Below are 17,911 nucleotides of genomic sequence, written 5' to 3'. Positions count from 1 at the left end.
ATGCGGCCTGTCGACTGCGTAGGTGCGCTGATTCGGGACGAGCGGCATCGGGTCTATCTGCAGCGGCGGACGGCTGAGCGGCGGTTGTTGCCGGGGATCTGGGACATCGTCGGTGGGCACCTGGAGCCGGGGGAGACGCCCGAGCAGGCGCTGGCGCGGGAGGTCGAGGAGGAGACCGGCTGGAAGGTTCGCGAGATCGTCTGGGCGGTTGCTGACTGGGAGTGGGAATGGCAGGGCCGGGTACGGCGTGAGGTCGACTACCTGATCACGGTCGACGGTGACCTCACCCGGCCGCGGCTGGAAGCCGGCAAGCACGACGCGTCCGCCTGGGTCGGACCGGACGACCTGGACCTGTTGATGGTCAACCGCACCGACGGCGACCGCCGCCTGCGGGACCTGGTCGCGCACGCGGTCCGTACCCGCTTCACCGACCGCCTCCGTCTGGAGCCCATCACCGGACCCAACGGTGTCCTACCCGGACATGCACCGGACCTGGCGCGGCTGTTCACCGATCCGTGGGTCGCGCGCTGGTACGACACCCCACCCGACGTCGCCGAGCAACAGGCGGGGTGGGAGCGCGACGGGATCGGGAAGTGGATCGCGTACGAGCGCTCGAACGGCGAACTGGCCGGCCGCGGCGGCCTGTCCCGGATGCCCGCCGGCACGCCGACCACCGAGGCGATCGCGGCGCTCGTCGGCCCCGAATGGAGCGGACTCGAACTCGGCTGGGCCCTGACCGAGTCCGCCCGCGGCCGCGGCCTCGCCACGGAAATCGGCCGCGCAGGCCTCGAGTACGCCTTCAACACCCTCGACGCGCAGGCCGTGATCGCCTTCACGGAGCAGATCAACACCGCATCCCAAGCCGTGATGAAGCGCCTCGGGATGACCTACGCCGGCCAGATCCACACACAAGGCTGGACCGCCGACGCCCCCGACGTACAACCGGACGCACCCTTCGCTGTCTACGCCGCTGGGATCTGACCGGGTTTCCGGTAAGAAATCGGCACATATCGCCGGAAATGTTCCGGAAAGCGGATACGGCGACCCGGCCGGGGCTCGTCGCGGAGACGAATCCGCTGGTCGAGCGCGAATGGCTGGACCGGCGACGAGCTGCCGGCGGCCGGGTCGCCTCGTCTAGGGGCTCCGGGTGTGACCGCCCAGGCGCGACGGTCACACTCGGAGCCGGCCACCTCAAGGGGGAGGTTCCCGGTGAGGTGTCGGGAGCCTCCGGTGTCCTACCGCCCAGGACACTCGGCCCTGCCTGGCCCGAGGTGTCGGCCAGGAGGTGGTTGGAACGGCTGGGCGGCGGCGATACAGGGTCAACCGCCAAGCCCAGCCGGGTCAGGTGGGCGGTGCGGTCCGGAGCTGAGGAGTGCTCCGGACCGCACCTCGGGTTTCGTCCGGGGCTGAGGAGTGCCCCGAACCTGCCGGCGCCGACCCTGGACGTGAGGAGACCCCAGGGACGGCGCACCGGGTCTGAGGAGGACCCGGAGGCGTCGGGTACTACAGGTGTTTCAGTCGGTCGCGTCGAGCGGCCCGAGCAGGTCGTTGGTGACCTTGAGACCGGCGAAACGGCGCCGCATCGCCTGTTCGTAGCGGGCTGCCAACGGCGCCTCCGCGACGTACTGCGCGATCACGTGCTCGCCGAACCAGACCCGGACTCGGCGCCGGTGCTGTCTCGACGTCATTTCCGCGATGGTCACAACCTCTCACCCCGTAACTCTCAGGCCTTGCAACCAGTTGGACTTACTGGTTGTCATGGCAGTAATGGTGCACGAGCCCAACGTGACCGCTCTAGGACCTGGACCGGACCTTTGCCGGACCTCTTCAGGTCCTCTCGCGGACATCTGGGGGACAGCACCTTGTCGTGGGGCACAAGTCGAGACAACGTCTGACTGACGTGAACGGGAGGAACGATGGCGGGTAGGTACGCGCCAAAGACGGTCCTGGCGCACCTGATCCAGCGCCGGAACCAGACCTACTCCGAGATCGTCGCCGAGTTCGTCGAGCTGGGTGGAACCATCACCGAGCGGCACCTGCGTCGCCTCGCATCGGGCGAGCGCGCAGGGACCACTCCTCAGACCCGGCGCACCCTGCAACGCATGTTCGGCAAGCCGGTCGAGGAACTCCTCGCGCCGTACGTCGCCGAGCAGGCCGCCCAGGTGGTGCCGGCACCTGCCGCGAGTGGACGGATCACGACAGGTAACGAGATGGAGGTTCTCGACATGGCTGCCAGCCGCGCAAGGGCGTTCGCCCTTGCGGCCCAGTCCGGTCTCGGAAGCGAGGCCATGGAACAGGTGTACGACGACGTACGCCACGCCGCCCAGGCGTACCCGCAGCGTCCACTGCCGGAGATCCTCGGCCAGCTGGTCGAGACCCAGGACCTGGTGTTCGGCCTGCTGGAGAGCCGGCAGCGCCCGGAGCACCACCGCCAGCTGTACTTCCTGGCCGGTGTCACCGGCGGCCTGCTCGCGAAGGCCTCCCACGACCTCGGCAACCCGCACGCCGCCCTGACCCAGGCGCGGACCGCGTTCATGTGCGCCGACAACGCCGACCACCACGGCCTGCGCGCCTGGGTGCGCGGCCTGCAGTCGCTGGTCTCCTACTGGGCCGGCAACCCCCACGACTCCGTGCGGTACGCACAGCTCGGCGCCGGGTACGCGGAGCAGGCGAACAGCACCACCAGCGTCTGGCTGCCGGTCAGCGAGGCCCGCGCCTGGGCCGCGCTCGGCAACCCGGAGGCGACCCGGGCCGCGCTGGAGCGCGCCGAAGAGGCGTGGAACTCGGTCCACAACGACGACCTGGACGACATGGGCGGTCTGTGCACGTTCGGCCGCAACCGGCAGCTGTACTACGCCGCCGACGCGCTGGCGCAGCTGCCCGGCGAGGTCGAGCAGGCCCAGCGGTACTCCACCCAGGCCGTCGACGCGTACACCGACCAGAGCCACCCGGAGTGGGCGTTCGGCGACGCGGCCGGCAGTCACGCCGCGATGGCGATCACCCGGATCGCGAGCGGTGAGCTGGACGGCGCGGCGGACGCGCTGGCCCCGGTGCTGACGCTGCCGACCGAGCGCCGGATCAACGGCGTCGTGCACTCGGCCCGCCGGGTACACCAGGCGCTGCGGCAGTCCGGCCGGGCGGACGACGCCCGGGAACTGCAGGAGGAGATCGAGTCCTTCACCCGGACGCCGATGCAGACCTTCCCCCGGTAGCCTGCGCCAATGGAGCTCAGCGGACAGCTGACTGTGTTGCGCGAATTCCGGACTTCCGATCTCGACGACTACCTGGCCATCGCTGGCGACGACCGGGTCACGACCTGGATGGCGTTCGACAGCTACGACCGGACGAAGGCCGAGCAGAACCTGGCCGGCATCGTTCAGCGGTCGGCGCTGGCGGAGCGTCCGGACTACATGCTCGCGGTCACCCGGCCGGACGACGACCGGGTGATCGGGTTCGGCCGGATCGCGCCGAGCGGGGCCTGGACGGCCAAGCTCGGGTACGCGATCGGTGCCGACCACTGGGGCCGCGGGTATGCGACCGACGCGGCCCGGGCCCTGCTCCGGTTCGCCTTCGGCCCGCTCGCGCGGCACCGGGTGACGGCCGCGATCGGCCCGGAGAACGAAGCCTCGATCGCGGTGGTGAAGCGAATCGGCTTCACGTACGAGGGCCAACTCCGCGATCACGTGTTCACAAACGGAGCCTGGCGCGACTCCCGCCTCTACTCCCTGCTGGATCACGAGTACGCCGACTGAGCAACACTGGTGGTGTGACCGCCACCATGATCGGGCCGTTGCGCGACGGCCTTGCCCGGATGATCCTGACGAAGGTTGCCGGGCCGGATCCACAGGCTGAGCGCGACCGGGTGCACAACACCCCCGGCCCGCGCTGGTTCGACGGGGACCGGCCGATCCGCCGGGTGCACGGTGACGCGTCGATGTTCGCCGGCGGGCTGCGGGCGCTCCTGCTGCAGTCGCTGCATCCACTGGCGATGGCTGCGGTCGCTGCGCACTCCGGGTACCGGGGCGATCCGTGGGGACGGCTACGGCGTACCAGCTACTTCCTGGCGATCACGACGTACGGCGCGATCCCGCAGGCGGAGGAGGCGATCGCTCACGTCAAGGCGGTGCACGAGCGCGTACGTGGTACCAGTCCCGACGGGGTGAAGTACCGCGCGTCCGACCCGCATCTGCTGAAGTGGGTGCACGTGGCCGAGGTCGACAGCTTCCTGGCGGCGCACCAGCGGTACGGGGCGCACCCGTTGACGCTCCACGAGCAGGACCAGTACGTCGAGGACGCGGCACTCGTGGCGGAGAAGCTGGGCGTCATCGACCCGCCCACGACGTTCGCCCAGGTGCAGCAGCTGCTCAAGGAGTACCAGCCTGAGCTCCGCGGTACGACGGAAGCACGGCAAGCGGCCCGCTTCGTCCTCATCCATCCACCCGTGCCGTGGGCAGCACGGCCCGCGTACGGCGTACTGACGGCCGCTGCGGTCGGGCTGCTCCCGTGGTGGACCAGGCTGCCGCTCCGGCTCCCGTACCTCCCGCTGGCCGAGCAGACCGTCGTACGGGCCGCCGGCGACGGGCTCACCAGGACGATCCGCTGGGCGCTGACGTCACCAACACTGGCAGAAACCGGCGCATGACGTCCGTACGCTTGTAAGTTGTTCTCGTGCCGCTGCGTCCTCATCGTCCACTTCCCCTGGCCACGCCGGCAGGGATCGAAGTGCTGACCAAGATCCTCACGCAGGGGCCGATCCCGCGGGTCGAGATCGCGCGCCGGACCGGGCTGTCGCAGGCCGCGGTGACGAAGGCCGTCGCGCCGCTGATCGAGACCGGTTTCGTCGCCGAGGCGCCGGCCGACGGGGACGGGCAGCTCGGCATCGGCCGGCCGGTGAGCCCGCTGACCGTGGTGCCGAGCAGCGTCTCGGTGATCGGCGTCAAGGTCACGCCGACGAGCCTGATCGGCGTCACCACGGACTTCACCGCCGGCATCCTCAACGTCCGGCACGAGGAACTGGACAGCACCGACCCCGAGGCGGTGATCGACCGGCTCGCGGACCACGTGAAGGCGCTGATCACCGCGCTCAAGTCCGGTACTGCCGCGGCCGGCCCGCTGGCCGGGATCGGGATCGCGATCTCCGGTGACGTCGACGCGGCGCACGGTGTGGTCCGGGACTCGCCGCTGATGGGCTGGCGCGGAGTCCGGGTCGCGGAACTGCTCGGCAACCGGATCCGGGTCCCGATCGTGGTGTCGAACGACGTCCGCGCGCTGACCGTCGCGGAGCACTGGTTCGGCGCCGGGGTGAACGCGGACTCGTTCGCGGTGGTGACGATCGGGTCCGGCATCGGCTGCGGGCTGTACATCAACGGCGAGGTGGTCTCCGGCGCGTACGGCGTGTCGGGCGAACTCGGCCACCTGCCGCTCGCGCCGGGGGACCTGGTGTGTACGTGCGGCCGCCGCGGTTGCGTGGAGACCGTCGCGTCGTCGGACGCGATCCTGACCCGGACGCGGGAGAAGACCGGGCGTACCGACCTGGACCTCGCCGGCGCGATCGAACTCGCGCACGAGGGGAACCAGCAGGCCCGCGAGGCGTTCGACCGCGCGGGCGAGGTGATCGGCGCCGCGCTGGCCGCGATGGTGAACCTGGTCGGGCCCGAGCTGGTGATGATCGCCGGTGAGGGCGTCGCGGAGTACGACCTGTACGAGGAACGGTTGCGCCGTACCTTCGCCGAACACGCCTTCGGCGCGGCCGGGGACTGCCGGTTGACGCTGCGTTCGCACACCTTCGACGACTGGGCGCGTGGTGCGGCGGCCACCGTGATCCGCTCGTACGTCCGAGGCGAACCGCCGCTCCAGCGCTGAGTACTACGTACGTGCGGCCGCGAGGATCTTGCGCCAGACCTTCTTGTAGGACTCGAGGCCGTCGGACGCGAGCGGGCCGGTCGGGCCGGCCGTGATCGAGACGCGCTCCGGGATGGTGCCCCAGACCGGGATGTTCTCGGCGGCGTACTGCTGCATCGCGTCCTGGTACGACCGGGTGTAGGTGCGCGCCGAGCAGACCACCAGACCGGCCGGCACGTCGTCCGGGACGAGCTCCAGCACGGCCTTCACCCGCGGCGTCTCGACGCCGCCGACGCGGGTCGGGATGACCACGATCCGGGCCCGTTCGAGCGCCTTGTTCAGCAGCCGCTCGTGCGAGGGTGGCATGTCGACGATGCCGATGCCCTCCGGTGGCACCTTGTCCAGCGCCTTGTTCAGAAGCCGCTCCGTCGGCGCCTCCGCGATCTCGATCCGGTTGAGTTGGTCGTCGGCGGACTCCGCGATCCAGTCCGCCGCGCTGCCTTGCGGATCCGCGTCGATCAGAGTCGAGGTTCGACGGTTGGAAGATGCCAGCGCGGCCAAGTACACCGACGTGGTTGTCTTACCGACCCCGCCCTTCAGTGCAGCTGTCACGATGATCATGTGCACGAACTTACCCGGTTCCGTCCGAAATCCGGCGTGTCGTCGGCGTTGCCCGACCACATCGTGATAGTTGCCCCCGGCCCGTGTGTACAAGTTCAACCCGGCTTCAGCGGTGAATCCTTTCCGCCACCGGCCGCCTCTTACTCCTGAAATCGCACCCTGACGAAGGAGCACGTCATGACCTGGGTCATCGCCGCGGCGGCCGTCGCCGTCGTCCTGCTCGGCACCTGCAGCGTGGTCGTACTGCGCCGGCGAACCCGTGTCTGAACTCGACGAGCAGCTGATCCGGGCCGCCCAGCACGGCGACCTGGACGCGCTCACCACGCTGGTCGCGGACTCGCACCCGACCGTACGGCGGTTCGCGCGGACGCTGTGCGCCACGCCCGAGGACGCGGAGGACGCCGCGCAGGAGGCCCTGATCATCCTGTACCGGAAGATCGGCATGCTCCGCGCGACGAGTGCGCTGACGTCCTGGATGTTCCGCATCATCCGCAACGAGTGCCTCCGCCGCGCCCGCGCCGTACTCCGCGACCAACCCGTCGTACCCGAACCCGCGCCGTCGGCGGAGGACGAGGCGCTCCGTCAACTGGAGGCGCAGGCGGTGGCGGCAGCGATCGCGCAACTGCCGCCGGACCAGCGCAGCGTCCTGGTCCTCCGCGACATCCAGGGCTACAGCGGCCCGATGGTCGCCAAGGCCCTCGGCCTCACCGTCCCCGCCATGAAGTCCCGCCTCCACCGAGCCCGAGCCACTGTCCGCGAAACCCTAGGAACCCCGTTATGACCTTCGCCAGCCCGTCCCTGTCCCGCCACCTACTCCGCGGCGCCCTGGGCTTCGGCACCCTGATAACCGCCTTCGCCCTCACCCCAGTCGTAGGCCTGTGGAGCCTCCTGCTCCTACCCATAACCTTCGCAGCCTTCCGCGGCTGCCCCACCTGCTGGGCAATCGGCCTCATCGAGACAATCTCCCGCGGAAAGCTACAACGTGACTGCGCAGACGGTCAGTGCAAGCTCATTTCCCCAGCCACGCGTTGACCTTGGACTGGTTGGCGTCAACCCACTTCTCGGCGGCCTGGTCGGGGGTCAGTTTGTCGACCGCGATCATCCGGGCGACCGTGTTCTGGTCCTCGTTGGTCCACTTGAAGTTCTTGACCAGGTCGTACGCCGGGCTGCCCGAGTCGGCGAACTTCTTCGAGACGATCTTGTCCAGGTCGTACGGCGGGTAGTCGCAGGCGACCTTCGCCGCGACCGCGTCGCAGCCGGGCTTGTACGCGGGCAGGTTGACCTTCACGAGCTTGACCTCGTTGAAGAACCACTGCGGCTCGTAGAAGTACGCGAGCAGCGGCTTCTTGTTCTTCTCCGCGTCCCGGAACGCCTGGATCAGCGCGGTCTCACTGCCGCTCTGTACGACCTTGTAGTTCAGCACCAGGTTCTTCACCAGCGCCTCGTCGTTGGTCACGTACGACGGGTCGCCGTCGAGCAACTGCCCCTTACCGCCGGACTCCGACGTCTTGAACAGGTCCGAGTACTTGTTCAGGTTCTTCCAGTCGGTGATGTCCGGGTACTTCGCGGCCATCCACGGCGGTACGTACCAGCCGATCACGCCCTTGACCCCGGTGGAGCCGGCCTCGACCGCGACCTTGGCGTCGGTGATGTACTTCTTCTTCAGGTCCTCGTGGCCCCAGTTCTCCAGGTTCACGTCCACCTCGCCGGTGGCGAAGCCCTGCCAGGCGACCTGCTCGGCGAGGTTCCTCTTCGTCACCTTGCAGCCGAGGTCCTTGGTCGCGACGTACGCCACCACGGCCGCGTTCGCCTCGTACCCGACCCACGGGCTGACGGTCAGGTTGAACGAACCGCACTCCTTGGCACCGGCAGCGGGCTTGTCCTCCCCGACCTTCTGCCCACCGCACCCCGCGACCGCTAATGCGACCGCCGTCAGCACACCGGCGTACCGGAGTTTCTTCACCGCTTGTCTCCTTCGTAGTTGTGGGTACGGCGGGCTGCCGCCTGCGTCACCCGGTCGAGCAACACACCCAGAAGAACGATCGCCAGCCCGGCCGCGAGCCCCTTGCCGTACAGCTCACTCTGCGCGAACCCGGCCGCCACGTCGTACCCGAGCGCGCCCGCGCCGACGAGTCCGCCGACGACGACCATCGACAGTACGTAGATCAGGCCCTGGTTGACCGCGAGCGTGATCGCCCGCCCGGCCACCGGCAGCTGCACCTTGCTGATCACCTGCCAACTGCTCGAGCCGACCGAGTTCGCCGCCTCGACGGTCGCGACCGGCACCGCCTTGATGCCGTCGGCAACGATCTTGGTGGTGACCGGGACCGCGAACACCACCGCCGCCGCGATCGCGGTGAACCGGCTGGTGCCGAACAGCGCGAGGAACGGCACCAGGTACACGAACGGCGGCATCGTCTGCCCGGCGTCCAGCACCGGCCGGATCCAGGTGTCCACCCGCCGGTTCCGCCCGGCCCACACGCCGAGCGTGAGCCCGACCGCGACGACGACCACGGTCGCGAGCAGCGTCGATGCCAGCGTGACCATGCTGTCGTGCCACACCCCGGTCGCGACCAGCAGCCCCAGGCAGACCGCTGCCGGAACCGCGCCTCGCCACCCGCCGAGTACGGCGGCCAGCGCGACGACAACCACGCTGACCAGCCACCACGGTGATCCGGTGAGCAAACCCTCGAGCGGGTTGAGCAGGCCGACCGTCACCGCGTCGCGTACGCCGTACGTGAACCCGCCGAAGACGTCCTGCACCCAGTTCGTCACATCGGTGGTCACCACCGCGATCCGCGATCCCACCTCGACCGATGGGAAGTCCGCCGCCCACACGTAGGTCCGGGAGAACCAGATCGCGACCAGAACGCCGACCGCACCTGCGCCGAGCACGGCCTTCCGCCTCCGGCTCGCCGTCCGCCAAGGCCGGTCGCCGGCCGCGGTCGTCACCCGGTCGAGGACGATCGCGAGGACGACGATCGCGAGGCCCGCGTTGAACGCGACGCCGACGTCCAGCGTCTGCAAGGCCTTCAGCACGGTCTGGCCGAGTCCGGGTGCGTCGATCAGCGCGGCCACGGTCACCATCGAGAGCGCCGCCATGATCGTCTGGTTGATGCCGACGACAACGGTCGACCGCGACATCGGCAGCAGTACCTTCAGCAGCGTCTGCCCGCCGGTCGAGCCGAGCGACCGGGCCGCCTCGACGCTCTCCGGCGGTACCGAGCGGATCGCGTGCGCGGTCAGCCGGACCGCCGGCGGCGCCGCGTAGATCAGCGTGGCGATCGTCGCCGCGGCCGGGCCGATCGCGAAGAACAACGTCAGCGGCGCGAGGTACACGAAGGTCGGCAGCGTCTGCATCAGGTCGAGCACCAGCGTCGCGACCTTGAAGGCACGGTTCGACAGCCCGGCCCAGATCCCGAGCGGGATCGCGACGAGCAACGACAGCAGGACCGCCGCGATGGTCAGCGCGAGCGTGTCCATGCTCTCCTGCCACAACCCCTGCAGCCCGACGAACCCGAGCCCGGCGGCGGTCAGTACGGCGACCTTCCAGTTGCCGAAGGCCCACGCGCAGTACGCCGCGATCGCGATCACGCCGAGCCAGCCGATCACCGGGACCGGCCGGTCGAACGACGGCTGCGAGATCACGTCCTGGAGCAGCACGACGAACTGGTCGACGACGGCCCGGATCGCGTCGAAGAACACGTTTCCCTGGCCGACGTCGTCGCGGTGCCCGGTCAGCCACCGATGCAGCGCGGTCGTGTCCTGGCCGCCGAGGACGAGCGTGTCCATCCCGCGCAGGACGAAGTACGCCGCGACCCAGACGACGAGCAGTACGCCGACCACCACACTCCGCCGAGGCCGGCGTACCTCGACCTCGACGTCGCTCGTGATCGCGGCCATCAGGCTGTTTTGTTTCCCGCCGGCGCGACGACAGCGAGGATCTCCTCGTCGGATATGACCCCGAGCACTGTTTTGTCGCCGTCCACAACCTTCACCGGCCGGTCGGCCTCCAGCACCAGCCGGGTCGCCTCCCGGACCAGGACGTCCGGGCCGAGCTCCGGGCCGTCCAGCGGCTCGTCCGGCCGCGGGTCGCGGACGATCCAGCGCAGCGTCAGTACGTCGGCCCGCGGGATGTCGCGGACGAAGTCGCGCACGTAGTCGTCGGCCGGTGCGCCGACCAGCTCGTCGCCGGTCCCGAGCTGGACGGCCGCGCCGTCGCGCATCAGCAGGATCCGGTCGCCGAGCTTCAGCGCCTCGGACAGGTCGTGGGTGATGAACACCATCGTCTTGCCGACCTCGCGGTGCAGCCGCACCACCTCGGTCTGCATCTCCCGCCGGATCAGTGGGTCGAGCGCCGAGAACGGCTCGTCGAACAGCAGCACGTCGGGGTCGTTCGCCAGCGCCCGGGCCAGGCCGACGCGCTGCTGCATGCCGCCGGACAGCTGCTCCGGGTACAGGTGCTCGTTCCCGGCCAGGCCGACCAGGTCGATCACCTCCTGGGCGCGGCGCCGCCGGTCCGGCTTGCTCTCGCCGCGGATCTCCAGGCCGTACGAGACGTTGTCGATCACCTTGCGGTGCGGGAGCAGGCCGAAGTGCTGGAAGACCATCGAGAACTTGCTCCGGCGGAGCGCGCGCAGCCGCTTCTCGTCGGCCGCGCGCAGGTCCTCGCCCTCGAACGTCAGCCGCCCGGCGGTCGGCTCGATCAGCCGGGTCAGGCAGCGGACCAGCGTCGACTTGCCCGACCCGGACAGCCCCATCACGACGAACACCTCGCCCGGCGCCACGTCGAAGCTCAGGTCGCGGACCGCCGCCGTACATCCGGTCCGGGCGTACAGGTCGGCGCGGTCCAGCGCGGCCAGGTCGGGCCGGTGCGGCACCCGCTGCGCCTTCGGGCCGAACACTTTCCACAGGCCGTCGACGGACAACAGCGCATCGGAATCCTGCACGTCGGGGTACAGAAGCTGAGCGGTCACAGGTAAACCCTCGCATCCCCGCCGACGGACACAGCGTGAACCGGGACTCTACCCAACCCAAAGGCCGCCGACTCCTGGGAGGTCGGGCCCTAAGGACAGGAGGTGTGCGGATCGCGACCGGCACGCGGCCAGTGCGCGCGTGAGATGGCGTCTACGCATACGACTACGTCCTGTCGTTAGGGCCGATACGGTGGGGCCTCGCCCCAGCCCCAGTGGGGGACCGGCGCCTTGGGCGGCGGGGTTGCGCCGGGCTGGGAGTTGGCCAGGGCGATGCGGGTGCCCCACTCGATGTAGGCGACGAAGGCCGAGCGGAACTCCGGGTCGTCGGGCAGTCCGGCCGGGTCCGCGCTGGCCGCGATCAGGGCCGCCCAACGGGAGCGCTGCTCCTCGGTCAGGCCGAGGTTCAGGTGGTGCGAGAGCATCGCCGGGTAGCCGCCGAACTCGTCGGTGTACCGGCTGTGGCCGCGGAACACCTCGCCGAGCCAGATCGCCACGTGCTCGCGGTGGTTCTCACTCATGTGCGCGAAGACCGGCGCGAGGGTCGGGTCCTCGAGCACCTTGTCGTAGAACACCTCGGTCAGCCGGCGGAGCGCGTCGTGCCCGCCGGCCCATTCGTACAGCGTCGGAGTATTCACGTAATTATGTAATCACGCGAGGAGGGCATCCGCGACCGCCTTCAACTCGTCCTCGATCCGGGTGTCGCCGTCCGCGGTGAACCACAGCACGTTCTGCAGGATCCGCCCCGCAGTCCACGCCAGCGCCCGCTCCCGCTCGATCCCGGTCACGTCGAGCATCAGGTCGAACCGGTTCCGGATCGCCTGCGAGAGGTCACCGGTGGCCACCAGATCCTCCCACCGGTTCCACACCGCGGGCATCAGTTCGAACCCTGGGTCGCCGGCCAGCGGCTTCGGGTCGATCACCAGCCACGGCTGCCGCTTCCCGGCCATCACGTTGTAGTAGTGCAGGTCCCAATGCAGCAGGCGGTCGCCCGGCTCCGGCAGCACCTCCTGGACCATGGCGACGAACCTCCACGCCAGAGCTCGCTCGGCCGAGTCCTCCAACTGGGGGATCAGGCGTGGGGCGTCCTCGATCATCCCGGCGGCGATGTCCGCGAGAGTGCGGACGCCCGGCGGGGCCGGGACGGCCATCAGGTGGGTGAGGAGCTCTGCGAGGATCCTGGTCGCCTCCACCGGATCGGGGTGCTCGTCCAGCGTCTTCGGTTCGAGGCGTTCGAGCAGGATGGTGGAAGTAGCCGGATCGTCCTCGAGTACCTGGACGACGTCGTCGTGGTGCCAGGTCCGCAACGCCAGCGCTTCGCTTTCGGACTCGTCGTTCAGCGACTGCAGCTTGAGCATGGCCTGGGTGCCGTCGCGGCGGGCGACAGGAACGATCAACGATGCCTCGCCGCTGAGGACGTCGCCGTCGATGGTCAGGTCCCACTCGGCGACGTACCGCTCGACGGCTCCCGGGAGGCTGTTCAGCCAGTCGGGCGCCTTCTGGCTGTGGTTCCGGATGAGCCTCGCGGGAATCTCGATCACCCCCTGCACAGTAGGTGCTACCGCAGGGATGTGCTTGGGTTTTCCCGTGGAGAGCAGGCTTCGGCGGGTGCAGAGGATCGTGACGGCGGCGTACCTGGGGATTCCGGTGCTGCTGCTGGTGGTCGTCGCGGCGATCGCCGTGACGGGTCCGGCGGCCGCGTGGATCGGGTGCGTCGTACCGCTGGGCATGCTGGCGCTCGGGTTCGTACTCCGCCGCAGACACCGGTACCAGCCGCGCTGGTGGGTGGGTGTCGCCGGTTTGTTCGGCGGGCTGACCGGGCTGATGGTGACGCTGTTCCCGCTGGCGGTCGGGGTGTGGTGGCCGGCGGTGCTGGCGCTGCCGGCGCTGATCGTGGGGATCTTCGCAGGGCTAGCGCTGGCCCGGGCGGCGGAGCGGGCGTTGCTGGTCCCGTTCGTGCCGGAGCTCGCGAGTACGCCGTACGAGCTGGTGTTCCGGCTCCGCGGCATCCCGCTGGCCGCGGTCCTGGTCGGCGCGGACGACGTCACGATCCAGTCGCACCCGGTACCGCGCTCCGAACACCAGACCCGCAGCTACCCGTTGACTGCGATCACCGGTAGCCACGAGTTCTCGCTGTCGGGCGTGGAGCGGCTCAAGTTCCCGATCGCGATCACCCGTGCGGCCGCTACCCCAGGCCCTGCTGTCATCCTGCAGGCGAACGGCGAGGACTGGGTCCTGCCGACCAACCAGGCGAGCACGTTGATCGACGTACTGACGGTCCGCCGCGAGCACTAGGACCTAGGCAGCCATCTCCCGCGGTGCCACGCTGTCGGTATGTGGGGGCACAGAGTGGTTGCGGCGCTGCTGGCGTCGGTAGTGGTGGGGGCGGGGATCACCGCGGCGCAGGCGGCCGTTGATCCCAAACTGACGATTGCCAACGTCACAGCCGACCGGAGCGCGGTCGCGGTGTCGGGACTGAACACGGTGCCGGTGCAGTTGACGGTCACGGCGAAGTACAACTCGACCGACCCGGCCGACGCACACCTGGTGCTGCTCGTCTACCTGAAGCGGATCTCGGGCCCCGGGCCGAACAGCCTGATGCTGTCGACGGACCTGCCATTGAGCACAGGCACCGTTCAGGACGGCGTGTGGAAAGGCCCGGTATTCGTACCGTCCACGGCCGGCGGGACGTTCAAGGTGTACGCAGTCGGCACCGGACCGTTCCTCGCGCTGCAAGCCGGCGGTACGCCGCCCGACCCGACCCCGTTCGACGGTCCGACCATCACGGTGACCGGCACGAACGTACCGAAGGTCACCGCGAAGGTGACGCCACCGATCGTCCCGTTCGGCTCCGGGTTCACCATCACCTGGGCGATCACCAACACCGCCACCGCGAAGCCGTACGGAACGCGGATCAAGGTGCTGCTCGGGCTCGACAACCAGTGCGCCGAGGAGGCCGGCGGAATCATCACGCTGTCGACCACGGGCGGCCTGGTCGTACACCAGTACCCGGCGTCCTCGGCGGATCCGCTGAACTGCCTGCGGATCAAGAGCACGCCGCTCGACATCATCGGCCTCGGCCTGGGCGTCGCCCGCCCCGGCGTCGTCTCGGCCACGCCGTCGAGGACGAGCGCGCCGGTCGGCACCATCGTCCCGGTGAACGGCAACGTGCTCGGCCCGGCCGGCTTCTGCCCGGTCGTGCTGCAGCGCTTGTACGGCGCGACCCAGTGGCGCGGAGTCAGCTCCGCGAAGACCCGGCAGAGCGGGCGGTACACAGTGTCCGCGCAACCGGCGTACAAGGGTCTGATCCCGTACCGCGTCTACTTCCCGAAGTGCTATCGGTACCAGGCCGGTGTCAGCCGGGTGTTCTACATCCGCGGACTCTAGGAACGTTCCTGGCGGGCGGTCTCGGCCTTCTCCGCCTGCCAGCCGTCCTCGTTCTTGCCGAGGCGCCAGTAGCCGGACAGCGAGACGCGGTCGCGGGGGAGGCCGCGGTCCTGGAAGAGGTTCTTGCGGATCCGGAAGACGAAGCCGGCCTCGCCGTGCACGAACACGTGCGGGGTGCCGGCCGGGAAGTCCAGCGCCTCGACCGCCGCGACCAGGTCCTCGCCGCGGTCGCCGGTCGTGCGATGGAACCACTGCACGTCTACGTCGCCGGAGCCGCCGAACTTCTGCTGCTCGGTCTCGTCACCGACCTCGACCAGGACCGTCGCCCGGGCGCCCGGGCGCCCGGGGCCAGGCTCTCGACCGCGGCGCCGATGGCCGGCAGCGCACTCTCGTCGCCGACGAGCAGGTGCCAGTCGGCCTCCGGGTCCGGCGTGTATCCGCCGCCGGGCCCGTTGAACCACAGCACGTCACCCGGCTGCGCCGAGGCGGCCCACGGGCCCGCGACGCCCTCGTCGCCGTGGTACACGAAGTCGATGGTCAGCTCGCGCGCTTCCTCGTCCCAGTCGCGTACGGTGTACGTCCGCATCGTCGGCCAGTGCTCGGCCGGGTACGTCTCGCGGACCACGCCCAGGTCCAGCGGCTCCGGGTACTCGACGCCGTCCTTGCAGAACAGCAGCTTCACGTACGCGTCGGTGCAGCCGTTGCCGGCGAAGTCGTCCGAGGTCAGCACGACCCGGATCATGTGCGGAGTGATCCGCTCGGTCCGCCGCACGACGGCGCGCTTGCAGACACGGTTACGACGGGGTGCGGCGCTCGACACGCGACCACGGTCCTCTCGGGCGGGTAAGTTAGGTCAACCTAAGTAGCTTAACCCACCCGGCCAACGAGGTTAGGTGCCGCGGATGTAGAAGGTCTTGCTGGTGGCCGGGATCGAGCTGCAGGCCGGGACGTAGACCCGGTACGGGATCAGGCCCTTGTACGCCGGCTGCGCGTTCACCGTGTAGCGCAGCGACGTCCGGATCCTCGCCATGCTCACGGTCCGCCAGGCCGACGCGCCGTACAGCCGCTGCAGGAAGACCTGACAGCCGTTTCCGGACCGCAGCGGGTAGACCGAACCGTTGACCGGGACGATCGTCCCGACCGGCGCACTGCTCCGCGACGGCACCGCGGTGACCGTCGGCTTGGTGAGCGGGCGGGCGACGACCAGGCCCAGTCCGCCGACCGAGGCCGGGTTGCCCGGCAGCAGCAGGCAGTTGACCCAGTTGGCGTCGTCGGCCGCGTACGCCTTCGTCACGGTGCCGTCGGTGCCGGTCAGGTTGGTGTAGCCGGGACCGAAGTACTCGGCGCAGGTGTTGTCGACGCCGAGCACCACGCGGACGCGGCTGCCGTACGGCTTACCGGTCTGCGCGTCGGTGACCGCCCACTTGATCGAGTACGACTTGCCGTACGGCACCTGCTTCGGGTTCACCGCGGCGGTGATCTTCGGCTGGTGCGTCCCGGTGACCGCGAGCGACGGGCCGGCGTACGGCGTCGGGTCCGTCATGCTGCCGCTGCCCGGGAAGAACGGACCGGTCATCACGCCGGTCACCTTGAACGTGCCGTTCGCCGTCGACGGGACGTTCAACGGACCGCTCCACGTACCGGCCGACTGGTTGCGGACGAGGTTCGTCGAGAACAGCGTGCGCTCCTGCCCACTCCCGCCGGTCCGCTCGAGGATCACGTTCACCGACTGCGTCGGCGCAGGGTCGAACGAGCCCTTGACCGTCACCGTGACCGGCGCGGTGTTCAGTCCGCTGACAGCGACTCCGGTCTTGTTCAGCGTCACCGACGTGATGTGCAGGTCCGGGTCGGGCGAGGCGTTGGCCGCGAGTGGGGCGGCGGCGAGCGGTACGGCGAGCAGAGCGGCGGCGAGTACTCGGCTGGTTCTCATCTCACGTCCCTCGGATGGTGAACGACTTGCTGACACCCGCGACGAACGGCTGGCACGCGGGGACGTACGCCCGGTACGGGATCAGGCCCTTGTACGACGGCTGCGCGTTGACCGCGAACCGCCCGGACTGCCGCACCTTGGCGGTGCTGACGGTCCGCCACTGCGTCCGGCCGTACAGCCGTTGCAGCTGCACCGGACACGAGCCGGTCATGTACGCGACCGAACCGTTCACCGGGACGATCGTTCCGACCCGGGCGCTGGTCTTCGACGGCGTCGCCGCCACGGCGGTCGGCCGCGCCGGGAACAGCCACTGCCCGGCGATGTAGTACGGATCGGTGTAGATGTGCGCGCAGTTCAGCGCGCCGGCGTCGTAGGCCGTGTACGACTTCGTGATCACGCCGTTGGTGCCGGTCCGGTACATCGGGCTGCCGCCCTCCGCGCACGGGGTGTCGACGCCGAGGCCGATCGGGACGCGAGTGCCGTACGGCTTGCCGGTCGCGCTGTTCGTCACCGCCCAGGTGATCGAGTACGGCTTGCCGAACGGCACCACCCGCGGGTTCACCGACGCGGAGATCCGCGGCTGGTTGGTGCCCTGCACGGTGATCGTCTGCCCGCTGTACGGCGTCGGGTCGACCGGGGTGCCCGGGTCGGGACCGCCGTACGGACCGGTCATCACGCCGGTGACCTTGAACGTGCCGTTCGCGGTGGAGGCGACGTTCAGCCGGCCGGTCCAGGTGCCGTTGGTGACCGGCCCGGACGTCCGCTTCAGGTCGGCGGACACGATGCTCTGCCGTCCGCCGGTACCGCCGGTGCGCTCGAGGATCACGTTCAGTACGACGTTGTCGTCGCCGGAGTTGCCGGTGTCGTACCCGGCCTTGACGGTGACGTTGATCGGATAGGTGTTCAGGCCGGACACTGCGACCGACGTCCGGTCCAGGGTGACCTGCGTGACGGTGAGGTACGGATCGGGGGCGGCCTGGGCGGCCGGCACACCACCGAGCAAACCTCCGGCCAGAGGTACGGCGGCCAGTGCCGCGACTACTCGTTCGATTCGCATATCACTGAGGGTGGCAGCGGTGCCGGGCCGCTTCCAACTGTTCCGGCCCAGGACTGCGCGATCGGGCGGCCCCGGATAGACCGGTTGGACGGCGACGTATTC

19 protein-coding genes are annotated in these 17,911 nt (G+C 69.6%); 8 read left to right on the top strand and 11 right to left on the bottom strand.

The window, feature by feature from the left end; all coding sequences use genetic code 11:
• Positions 1–981: a GNAT family N-acetyltransferase gene (locus ACFYRU_RS11360; RefSeq protein ID WP_387656122.1), complete on the top strand. Its 981-nt coding sequence runs from the start codon at positions 1–3 to the stop codon at positions 979–981.
• A gap of 533 nt (positions 982–1,514) precedes the next feature.
• On the opposite strand, the gene ACFYRU_RS11355 is transcribed toward ACFYRU_RS11360, so the two are convergent.
• The gene (locus ACFYRU_RS11355; RefSeq protein WP_185759268.1) at positions 1,515–1,688 is read right to left on the bottom strand and encodes a hypothetical protein; all 174 of its coding nucleotides are present in this window, start codon (positions 1,686–1,688) and stop codon (positions 1,515–1,517) included.
• A gap of 228 nt (positions 1,689–1,916) precedes the next feature.
• On the opposite strand from ACFYRU_RS11355, the gene ACFYRU_RS11350 reads away from it, so the two are divergent.
• The 4 genes from ACFYRU_RS11350 (at position 1,917) to ACFYRU_RS11335 (ending at position 5,862) form a co-directional block, all read left to right on the top strand.
• Positions 1,917–3,212: an XRE family transcriptional regulator gene (locus tag ACFYRU_RS11350; protein ID WP_387656119.1), complete on the top strand. Its 1,296-nt coding sequence runs from the start codon at positions 1,917–1,919 to the stop codon at positions 3,210–3,212.
• Between the two features lie 9 nt (positions 3,213–3,221).
• Positions 3,222–3,752, top strand: a complete 531-nt coding sequence (locus tag ACFYRU_RS11345; RefSeq protein WP_387656116.1) for a GNAT family N-acetyltransferase — start codon at positions 3,222–3,224, stop codon at positions 3,750–3,752.
• Between the two features lie 14 nt (positions 3,753–3,766).
• A complete protein-coding gene (locus ACFYRU_RS11340) occupies positions 3,767–4,642 on the top strand; it encodes an oxygenase MpaB family protein (protein WP_387656114.1) in 876 nt (291 codons plus the stop codon).
• An 80-nt stretch (positions 4,643–4,722) separates the two neighbouring features.
• On the top strand, positions 4,723–5,862 hold the full coding sequence (locus ACFYRU_RS11335) for an ROK family protein (RefSeq protein WP_387656111.1): 1,140 nt from the start codon (positions 4,723–4,725) through the stop codon (positions 5,860–5,862).
• Positions 5,863–5,865: 3 nt separating this feature from the next.
• Here ACFYRU_RS11335 and ACFYRU_RS11330 read toward each other — a convergent pair whose 3' ends face one another.
• Complete coding sequence (locus tag ACFYRU_RS11330) at positions 5,866–6,462, bottom strand: ParA family protein (RefSeq protein WP_387656108.1); 597 nt, start codon at positions 6,460–6,462, stop codon at positions 5,866–5,868.
• Between the two features lie 259 nt (positions 6,463–6,721).
• Here ACFYRU_RS11330 and ACFYRU_RS11325 point away from each other — a divergent pair, with 259 nt between their 5' ends.
• On the top strand, positions 6,722–7,243 hold the full coding sequence (locus ACFYRU_RS11325; RefSeq protein ID WP_387656105.1) for an RNA polymerase sigma factor: 522 nt from the start codon (positions 6,722–6,724) through the stop codon (positions 7,241–7,243).
• A 228-nt stretch (positions 7,244–7,471) separates the two neighbouring features.
• Here ACFYRU_RS11325 and ACFYRU_RS11320 read toward each other — a convergent pair whose 3' ends face one another.
• The 5 genes from ACFYRU_RS11320 to ACFYRU_RS11300 form a co-directional block, all read right to left on the bottom strand.
• Positions 7,472–8,425, bottom strand: a complete 954-nt coding sequence (locus tag ACFYRU_RS11320) for an ABC transporter substrate-binding protein (protein WP_387656102.1) — start codon at positions 8,423–8,425, stop codon at positions 7,472–7,474.
• Positions 8,422–10,365, bottom strand: coding sequence for an ABC transporter permease subunit (locus tag ACFYRU_RS11315; RefSeq protein ID WP_387656099.1), 1,944 nt, complete (start codon positions 10,363–10,365; stop codon positions 8,422–8,424). The genes ACFYRU_RS11320 and ACFYRU_RS11315 overlap by 4 nt, the downstream gene beginning before the upstream one ends.
• Entirely contained in the window at positions 10,365–11,438 is a 1,074-nt protein-coding gene (locus ACFYRU_RS11310) for a glycine betaine/L-proline ABC transporter ATP-binding protein (RefSeq protein ID WP_387656097.1), read from the bottom strand. The genes ACFYRU_RS11315 and ACFYRU_RS11310 overlap by 1 nt, the downstream gene beginning before the upstream one ends.
• 176 nt (positions 11,439–11,614) lie before the next feature.
• Positions 11,615–12,073 (bottom strand): group II truncated hemoglobin, encoded by a 459-nt coding sequence (locus tag ACFYRU_RS11305; protein ID WP_387656094.1) that lies wholly within the window; start codon positions 12,071–12,073, stop codon positions 11,615–11,617.
• A 12-nt stretch (positions 12,074–12,085) separates the two neighbouring features.
• Positions 12,086–12,976: an aminoglycoside phosphotransferase family protein gene (locus ACFYRU_RS11300; protein WP_387656091.1), complete on the bottom strand. Its 891-nt coding sequence runs from the start codon at positions 12,974–12,976 to the stop codon at positions 12,086–12,088.
• Positions 12,977–13,043: 67 nt separating this feature from the next.
• On the opposite strand from ACFYRU_RS11300, the gene ACFYRU_RS11295 reads away from it, so the two are divergent.
• Positions 13,044–13,730 (top strand): hypothetical protein, encoded by a 687-nt coding sequence (locus ACFYRU_RS11295; RefSeq protein ID WP_387656089.1) that lies wholly within the window; start codon positions 13,044–13,046, stop codon positions 13,728–13,730.
• 39 nt (positions 13,731–13,769) lie between these two features.
• A complete protein-coding gene (locus ACFYRU_RS11290) occupies positions 13,770–14,822 on the top strand; it encodes a hypothetical protein (protein WP_387656086.1) in 1,053 nt (350 codons plus the stop codon).
• On the opposite strand, the gene ACFYRU_RS11285 is transcribed toward ACFYRU_RS11290, so the two are convergent.
• The 4 genes from ACFYRU_RS11285 to ACFYRU_RS11270 all read right to left on the bottom strand — a co-directional run bounded on the left by ACFYRU_RS11285 (position 14,819) and on the right by ACFYRU_RS11270 (position 17,809).
• Positions 14,819–15,139, bottom strand: a complete 321-nt coding sequence (locus ACFYRU_RS11285; RefSeq protein WP_387658089.1) for a siderophore-interacting protein — start codon at positions 15,137–15,139, stop codon at positions 14,819–14,821. The two genes, ACFYRU_RS11290 and ACFYRU_RS11285, sit on opposite strands and share 4 nt — an antisense overlap.
• Complete coding sequence (locus tag ACFYRU_RS11280; RefSeq protein ID WP_387656084.1) at positions 15,082–15,594, bottom strand: siderophore-interacting protein; 513 nt, start codon at positions 15,592–15,594, stop codon at positions 15,082–15,084. Before ACFYRU_RS11280 ends, ACFYRU_RS11285 begins: the two co-directional genes overlap by 58 nt.
• Positions 15,595–15,711: 117 nt before the next feature.
• On the bottom strand, positions 15,712–16,752 hold the full coding sequence (locus ACFYRU_RS11275; RefSeq protein WP_387656081.1) for a hypothetical protein: 1,041 nt from the start codon (positions 16,750–16,752) through the stop codon (positions 15,712–15,714).
• Position 16,753: 1 nt separating this feature from the next.
• A complete protein-coding gene (locus tag ACFYRU_RS11270) occupies positions 16,754–17,809 on the bottom strand; it encodes a hypothetical protein (RefSeq protein WP_387656078.1) in 1,056 nt (351 codons plus the stop codon).
• Positions 17,810–17,911: the final 102 nt, after the last annotated feature.

The sequence above is a fragment of the Kribbella sp. NPDC004536 genome (assembly GCF_042873835.1).
Lineage (GTDB): Bacteria > Actinomycetota > Actinomycetes > Propionibacteriales > Kribbellaceae > Kribbella.
The sequence above is the reverse complement of the archived record's forward strand: the minus strand, read 5'-3'. Positions and strand labels throughout refer to the sequence as shown.

Bases quoted from the DNA above. Each gene is read 5' to 3' on its own strand.
- ACFYRU_RS11270 (WP_387656078.1), bottom strand. From the start codon at position 17,809: ATGCGAATCGAACGAGTAGTCGCGGCACTGGCCGCCGTACCTCTGGCC.
- ACFYRU_RS11290 (WP_387656086.1), top strand. From the start codon at position 13,770: ATGTGGGGGCACAGAGTGGTTGCGGCGCTGCTGGCGTCGGTAGTGGTG.
- ACFYRU_RS11330 (WP_387656108.1), bottom strand. From the start codon at position 6,462: ATGATCATCGTGACAGCTGCACTGAAGGGCGGGGTCGGTAAGACAACC.
- ACFYRU_RS11275 (WP_387656081.1), bottom strand. From the start codon at position 16,752: ATGAGAACCAGCCGAGTACTCGCCGCCGCTCTGCTCGCCGTACCGCTC.
- ACFYRU_RS11350 (WP_387656119.1), top strand. From the start codon at position 1,917: ATGGCGGGTAGGTACGCGCCAAAGACGGTCCTGGCGCACCTGATCCAG.
- ACFYRU_RS11360 (WP_387656122.1), top strand. From the start codon at position 1: ATGCGGCCTGTCGACTGCGTAGGTGCGCTGATTCGGGACGAGCGGCAT.
- ACFYRU_RS11315 (WP_387656099.1), bottom strand. From the start codon at position 10,365: ATGGCCGCGATCACGAGCGACGTCGAGGTCGAGGTACGCCGGCCTCGG.
- ACFYRU_RS11345 (WP_387656116.1), top strand. From the start codon at position 3,222: ATGGAGCTCAGCGGACAGCTGACTGTGTTGCGCGAATTCCGGACTTCC.
- ACFYRU_RS11355 (WP_185759268.1), bottom strand. From the start codon at position 1,688: ATGACGTCGAGACAGCACCGGCGCCGAGTCCGGGTCTGGTTCGGCGAG.